The organism is Mogibacterium pumilum (genome assembly GCF_002243385.1).
Classification (GTDB): Bacteria; Bacillota; Clostridia; order Peptostreptococcales; family Anaerovoracaceae; genus Mogibacterium; species Mogibacterium pumilum.
Genome location: NZ_CP016199.1, coordinates 1,326,873 through 1,333,658 on the forward strand (window position 1 = coordinate 1,326,873; position 6,786 = coordinate 1,333,658).

General features: G+C 38.2%; 6 protein-coding genes and 1 pseudogene. All 7 read right to left on the reverse strand.

All coding sequences use genetic code 11. The annotated features are described in order from the left end of the window. Positions 1 to 113: 113 nt before the first annotated feature. On the reverse strand, positions 114 to 860 hold the full coding sequence (locus AXF17_RS06335) for a Stp1/IreP family PP2C-type Ser/Thr phosphatase (protein ID WP_094234294.1): 747 nt from the start codon (positions 858 to 860) through the stop codon (positions 114 to 116). Between the two features lie 29 nt (positions 861 to 889). Then, entirely contained in the window at positions 890 to 2,173 is a 1,284-nt protein-coding gene (rsmB, locus tag AXF17_RS06340; protein WP_094234295.1) for a 16S rRNA (cytosine(967)-C(5))-methyltransferase RsmB, read from the reverse strand. Further along, on the reverse strand, positions 2,173 to 2,874 hold the full coding sequence (locus AXF17_RS06345) for a zinc metallopeptidase (protein ID WP_094234296.1): 702 nt from the start codon (positions 2,872 to 2,874) through the stop codon (positions 2,173 to 2,175). The genes rsmB and AXF17_RS06345 overlap by 1 nt, the downstream gene beginning before the upstream one ends. 27 nt (positions 2,875 to 2,901) lie before the next feature. Continuing rightward, positions 2,902 to 3,831 carry a methionyl-tRNA formyltransferase gene (fmt, locus tag AXF17_RS06350; RefSeq protein WP_094234297.1) on the reverse strand — a complete coding sequence of 310 codons (930 nt, stop codon included), beginning with the start codon at positions 3,829 to 3,831 and terminating at the stop codon, positions 2,902 to 2,904. Next, positions 3,832 to 4,353: a peptide deformylase gene (gene def / locus AXF17_RS06355; protein WP_094234298.1), complete on the reverse strand. Its 522-nt coding sequence runs from the start codon at positions 4,351 to 4,353 to the stop codon at positions 3,832 to 3,834. Between the two features lie 27 nt (positions 4,354 to 4,380). After that, positions 4,381 to 6,399, reverse strand: coding sequence for a replication restart helicase PriA (priA, locus tag AXF17_RS06360; protein ID WP_094234299.1), 2,019 nt, complete (start codon positions 6,397 to 6,399; stop codon positions 4,381 to 4,383). A 50-nt stretch (positions 6,400 to 6,449) separates the two neighbouring features. Further along, positions 6,450 to 6,786: pseudogene (locus AXF17_RS09565) on the reverse strand (aspartate--ammonia ligase); the annotation flags it as partial.

Genomic DNA, 6,786 nt, shown 5'->3' on the forward strand with positions numbered 1-6,786 from the left:
TAAGTATCTTGATAGCGATGAATCTATTTAACAGTCTGTCCTTGCCCTTGTAAACGACTGCCATACCGCCATCACCGATTTTCTCAAGGAGCTCGTAACGGCCAGATAGTAGTCTACTGTTCATTTGATTCCTCCAACATATCAATACAGATTACTGAAACGTTATCGTTTCCACCATTTAGGTTCGCTCTTTCAACCATACGTTCAGCACATTCCTGCATGTCAGAACTCTCGTTGAAAATATCAAGAATTTCGTTATCTGATACTTCCTCGTAGAGTCCGTCACTACAGATTAGCACCCTGTCACTTGGTTCCATATATATATTGAAACAGTCAGGGTTGTTGTACGCATTTCCACCAATTGCTCTGGTTATTACATTCTTCTTATAGTGATGGTCAGCTTCATTACGTGTAATAGCTCCCATCTTAACTAGATCATTTACATAAGTATGGTCATCAGTAATCTGGTGAACTTCATCCTTATGAATGAAATACACTCGGCTATCTCCCACATTAGCGACGTAAAGAATTTTGTGGTCAACGTAAGCAAAAACGAGTGTTGTCGCCATGCCGACGTATTCTGGCTTAATGTTAGAAAGCTGTAAAATGCTTTCATTTACAAAGTTAACTGCGTTTTCGAAATACGCAAAGATCGCTTCACTTCCCTCAACTAACTCGATTGGGTTGTTGTATACGTAATCAGCAAGGAAATCTACTGCTGCAGTGCTTGCAATTTCACCGGATTTATTTCCGCCAACGCCATCTGCCAGCATGAAAAATCTGCTATCCTTTAATACTTTTACAGCATCTTCGTTCTTAGGGCGCTTCATACCCTTGTCTGTTAAATATCCTACTCTCATTAAAATCTTACCACCTGAGTAAATTAAAATTATAAATTGTTACACTTACTGATTTTACAATAGTAAAATCCTACCTGTTTATTATACGGTAAAATTGAATTGTATTCAACAATACTTGCATTTTCAAAGGAATTACATAGCCTAGAAACTATTTGTTCATTTTCCCGCTTATTAATGGTGCAAGTGGAATAAACTAATTCACCTCCATATTTTAAATACATAAAAGCATTTCTCAAAATGCTGTACTGAATTTCATATAAACCTGGAAATGCATTAAGATCAACACGTAGTTTAAGCTCAGGTTTTCCAGCTATAACTCCAAGCCCCGAACACGGTACATCGGCAAGCACTTTATCAAACTTTTCAGCTAACATATCATCATAACGTGTGGCATCCATTGTAATTGTCTCGATACAGGAAAGACCCAGCCGACTTGAAAGTTCTTTGATAAGTTCAACTCTATGTTCATGGATGTCACAGGCTATAATTTCACCACTATCTTTCATAAGTTCTGCTATTGCCGAAGTTTTACCACCAGGAGCAGCACATATATCAAGCACTTTATCACCAGAATGAGGATTAAGCAGCTCCACACTTCTAAGTGAAGAAGTACTTTGTACAGTAAACATGCCGCTGCTGTACTCCGGAGTGCTCAAAATAGCTCCATCCTCTATAATTATCCCATTTTTAGCCAATGGATTCTCATGAACTCTGAGCCCTCTATCATTTAAACGATGTAAAAGTTCTTTACGTTCACACATAATAGAATTCACTCTAATATTTAGTTCAGGGATTTCGTACAGGCCATTTATAATTCCCTCGATTTCATTCTCTCCATACTGTTTGGCAAGAAACCTTACGAGATGGTATGGAAAAGAGTATTTATAAGATAATTCTTCCAAAATATCACTGGTATCTGGTGTTATAAGCGATGAGCCATCTCTTTCGAACGCTCTAAGCAGTCCATTTATAAAGCCTTTTGCGCCAGGCGAAACTTTTCCAGCCAAAGAAACAGCTTCATTTACCGCAGCGTATGCTGGAACTGATTTCATTTTTGAAATAGCATACATCCCCATACGCAAAATTATTAAGTTTTTATTATTAATACCTTTAATTCCATTCTTAGCAAACCTGCCAATATTGTAGTCCAAGAGAATAGTATCTCGAATAACACCTTTAACCATAACACGAACGAAGCCCTGAGAAGATACGTTGTGTTCTCTAAGAGCTTCGTTAATTGCAAGATTTGAATATGAATTATCGGAGTAGACTCTGTGAAGTGCATCGTACACTGCGTGCCAATCTTTGTTCATTAGTCTCTGTTTCCTCTAATTAGAAGAATTCTGATAAGTGCTGCTGCTGCAGTAGCAAGCGCTGCTACATATGTCATCGCAGCTGCACTAAGAACTTTTTTGCTTCCTGAATAATCTGCAGCATCAACTAAATCAAGTGATCTCATCTGCTGAAGTGCTCTGCTACTAGCGTTTAACTCAACAGGAAGAGTTACAATATGGAACAATACAACAGCAACGAAACACAGGATTCCGATGTTGAAGAGCATAGTTCCATACTGAGTTGTCGAAGATAAGAATATTCCGAGCAGTATTAACGGCCATGAAGCATTTTGTGCAAAATTTGTAACTGGCACTAGTGCATTTCTCATCTTGACAGGAGCATATCCTGTCGCATGCTGAATAGCATGACCTACCTCATGACAAGCGATACATACAGATGCAATCGAGTCCTGATTGTATATCTCTGAACTGAGGTTTACAGTGTTGTTTCTAGGATCGTAATAGTTAGTAAGAGCATCACCTTTAAGTATATTAATTGGTACTTGCTGAAGTCCATTAGCATCTAACATCCTGCGAGCTGCCTCGAAACCTGTAATCCTTTTGCTGTTTTCAATGTCAATATACGTCGAGAAAGCGCGTTTAATACGCGCCTGTACAATCATCGTAAAAATCATCGCTGGAATCATAACGATCATTGATGAATAATATCCTCCGAACATATCTTTTTACCTCCCCAATATGCTTTTTTATTTTAAACGCATTCCGATTTCTAGTTTATTCCCCCTTAAAAAGTCAGAAACGTTCATCCTCTTCTTCCCTTGTAGCTGAACCTCTCTGATTTCAAGTGTTCCACCATTACATTTTACGGTGAAATTATCTTTATTAATACTTGTTACGGTACCGTATTCAGCATCAGAATCAACATCTTCTATTGGTAAAACCTTAAAAAGCTTCAGGGTTTTATCACCAATATTCGTATATGTACCTGGCCAAGCCTTAAAAGCTCTAACTTTATTGTCGATTTCAATAGCAGAAGTACTGAAATCAGTATATCCATCCTCTTTGCTAATCATGTGAGCATATGATGAAGATGAATCATCTTGTTTTGTGTAAGTTGCTTGACCTTTTTCTATTAACTCCATGGTGTCTACAACGAGCTTAGCTCCACATTCTGCAAGTTCCTTAGAAATAGCAATGATATCTTTTCTATCAATATTGACTCTTGCAAGACTAATGATATCTCCAGTATCAAGCCCTTTCTCCATTTGCATAATAGTAACACCGGTTTCAGTCTTACCTTCTAGAATCGCATACTGCATAGGTGCTGCACCTCTATATTCAGGTAAAATCGAACCATGGATATTAATGCATCCATGGACTGGTATATCGAGTACGTCTTGAGGAAGTATCTGCCCAAACGCAGCTACTACTATGATATCAGGATGCAAAGATCTAAGCTCATCAATAAATTCAGGTTCATTTTTTATGCTATTGGGTTGGGATACTTTAATATTATGTTCAAGTGCACAAACCTTAACAGGTGAAAATACGACCTTTCCCCTATTACCACGTCTATCAGGCTGCGTAACAACCATCAAGACATCATGTCCAGCCTCTATTATGCTATTTAATGCAGGAACCGCAAATTCAGGAGTTCCCATATATACTATACGCATTTAGTTCTCGCCCTCTTCGTTTTCTGCAACTACTTCCGCCATCATCTCATTATATTGTTCAGTAGTATATACCTCTTCCGCGATATCTGGATAAACGATTCCGTTTAAGTGATCATTTTCATGCATGATACAAGTTGCCGCAAAGCCTGAAAAATCATACTCCTTAATTTCGCCATCTAAATCCATAGCTTTTAACTTAACGCGTTCAGGTCTCTTTAGCAGGCCAATGTAACCAGGTACACTTAGGCATCCTTCTGCAGATTCCTGCTCACCCTCAGTCTCAATTATTTCAGGATTAATCATCACGTATTCTTGATCGAAATTTTCTAGTTCTGGACGGCATACGAATAACCTTTTCATAACACCAACCTGAGGTGCTGCAAGCCCAACACCATCAGCCTCTTTCATTGTTTCAAGCATATCTTCGCATAGAAGTCTGATTCTGTCAGTAATTTTTGTTACAGGTTTGCACTGTTTTGTGAGAATTTCATCTCCTCTTATTACTATCTTTCTTAATGCCATAATACTCCCTTCAATATAGCAATAAATCTAAATTATTCCATATGGATTAATATCCATTTCAATATGGCAGGTGCTCTTGTGTTTCATCATAAGTTCTCTGTACTTCATGTAGGCGCTAACAAAACCGCCTCTACTACCTTTTGGTGCCTTTATAAGGAAATATACTCTATTCCTGTCAGATCCACTCCGCTGCAAGTCAAATTTAGGTTCGTAAATAGTAGTATTAGCAGGTAAATTCTTCATCGACAAAAGATACTTTCTAAAGTCATTAGCGTAATCTATTGTCGAACTACAATCACTCTTTGTGCCTTTTTTATTAACGAATGTCACAGAGATAATATCAGAAAAAGGGGGGTAGTTCATGTTCTTTCTGTGAGCTAGCTCCTGCTTATAAAAACCGTTATAATCTCTCTCCGCAGCTTTCTTTATCGTATCATCTTCTGGTTGATATGTTTGAAGGATAACCTTACTCCTTCCGCCTTCTCGACCCGCACGACCGGATACCTGGGTTATCAATTGAAATGTACGTTCAGGTGAACGATAATCAGGAATGTTAAGCGAGGAATCCGCTAAAACTATACCTACTAGCCCAACGTTTCTAAAATCTAATCCTTTAGCTAAAATTTGTGTTCCAACGAGAATATTCGTTTTTCCAGAATTAAAACGCTTTAGCGTATTTTTTATCTCTCTACTATTCTTGGCAGTATCAAGATCAAATCTCTCTATTTTAGCTGATGGAATTAGCTTACCTATAGTTTCCTCCAATCGCTCCGTTCCTGTTCCGACATAAGACAGATGTTCGTTACCGCATTCAGGACAAATTTCAGGAACTTTAAACTTGCATCCGCAGTAATGACATATTGCTGCATTTTCCCTTTTATGAAAGGTAAGGGTAATATCACAATCAGGGCACATCATTATATAGCCGCAGTCTTGGCACATTACCTGCGTTGAAAAGCCTCTTCTATTTAGAAATAGGATTACTTGTTCACCGTTGTTAATAGTCCCCTCAATAGACGACAAGAGCTTTCTGCTTATTATACTGATATTACCAGTTCGTAACTCCTCTCTCATATCAACAATATTAACTTCAGGCATTACGCTTTCACCAATCCTATCCGTCATCTCAATTAGATCGTAAATCCCTTCCATTGCACGATTGTATGAAACTATGCTTGGAGTAGCACTACCCAAAATTAAAGTGGCATGATGATGTTTTGCTCTTCTAAAAGCTACATCTACTGTCTCAAATTTAGGATTATGATCAGACTTATATGTCGATTCATGTTCTTCATCAATGATGATAACTCCAATATCTGAAGCTGGTGCGAACACAGCGGTTCTAGCACCAATCACTATTTTTGCTTTCCCAGATCTAATCCTTAACCACTCAGAAAGACGTTCACTAGTTTTAAGTTTACTATGCATTATAGCAATTTGGTCTCTCCCAAAACGCATTGCGAACCGCTCTGCAACTTGTTCCGAAAGTGCAATTTCTGGAACCAATACAATTGCTGTTTCTCCTTTTAAAATTACCTTCTGAACGGCTCTCATATAGACTTCTGTCTTACCTGAATTCGTGACACCGTGGATTAAAAATGACTTGCCTAACCCATTATCAATCGAATCATGTATCTTGGCAACCGCAGTTTGTTGTTCGCTTGAAAGAATTGGTTCACTTTCAAGTTCAGCATTCACTTTATCTTGATAGTCTACAGAAACACGCTTGCCTCCAACATCAAACATCTTGATAGCATCTATATATTTAACTCCATAGCGAGACCTCATCCAAATAGCCGTATCGATTATCTCTGATGTCATAGAACGCTCTTTGTAAATGCTGTTTATTTCTTTGATTTTGCAGGTGTCAATGCTTGGAACGATTTCTGTAGATACCACGTATCCTTCTACACCTTTTGGTCTTCTAGCGAACGGGACATTTACTTTATCACCAACTTTAATGTCGTCTGGCGCCGAATACGTAAAAAAAGAATCCATATATTCACTTTTATTATCAATTACGACATCGATATATTTCATGAACATGAATCCTTTCCTTTTATTTTAAACGTGAATAGCCGAAGCTTTAATACAGTTTATAGCAAGAAGATATTATCTTTTGCACAAGCCTCAATCATGTCATCTGGCCAAACTGAAGCCTGCACCTCACCGATATGAGCCTTCTGAAGGAAGAACATACAGATTCTGCTCTGTCCGATTCCGCCTCCGATTGATAGTGGCACTTCACCATTTAGAACGCTCTGATGGAATGACTGACTAAGTCTTTCTTCTTTGCCATCAATCATGCACTGACGTTTCATTGTTTCTTTATCAACACGAATTCCCATGGATGAAAGTTCAAGAGCATCGTCAAGTACATCGTTCCAAACGATAATATCACCATTTAACTCCCAATCGTCATAGTCCGGAGCT